This window comes from Novosphingopyxis sp. YJ-S2-01, assembly GCF_016093175.1.
GTDB lineage: Bacteria > Pseudomonadota > Alphaproteobacteria > Sphingomonadales > Sphingomonadaceae > Novosphingopyxis > Novosphingopyxis iocasae.
On record NZ_JAEDAI010000008.1, the window covers coordinates 1 to 528 of the forward strand.

The window sequence follows — 528 nt, forward strand, 5'->3', positions numbered from 1 at the left end:
TAGAGCTCAAGGGGCTTGTAGGCCAGGGTGGGCGCGGCGATCATGTCGACCGAGCCGTTGTTGAACTTGGTCGAGAAGTTGGTGATGTCGGCCGACACGGGCTGCGCGCCGATGCGCTGGATCATCACGGCCTGGGCTTTGTCGTAATCGAACGAAGCGATGCGCTTGCCGGCCAGGGCTTCAACGGTGTTGATCTTGCGGTCGTTGACCACGGGATAGGCGGCGCCCAGCGGCGTGATGCCACCGATTTCATAGTTGCCGTCGACCATCAGCTTGGAGGCGGCAGGCGAGGCATAGGTCTGGATGATCTTGCGGACCACGTCGTAGCTGGCGGCGATGTCGATCTTGCCGTCCTTGACGATGGTGGTGGCACCAAGCGTGTCGATCGAGCCGGCCACGGGGTTGAACTGGCGGGTGCGGAAGGCGGTGGCGATCACGCCATCGCATTGGCCGGTGCGGAAGTCTTCAGAAGCGACGCGTTCGTCGGTATAGCCCTTGAGCTCGATGCTGGCACCAAACTTCTGCATG

The 528-nt window shown here is 62.1% G+C and carries 1 protein-coding gene; it reads right to left on the minus strand.

The features are described 5' to 3' along the window. Window positions 1-528 (minus strand): putative solute-binding protein (locus I6A82_RS14395; protein WP_232343689.1); only part of this gene is annotated, 528 nt, incomplete at both ends.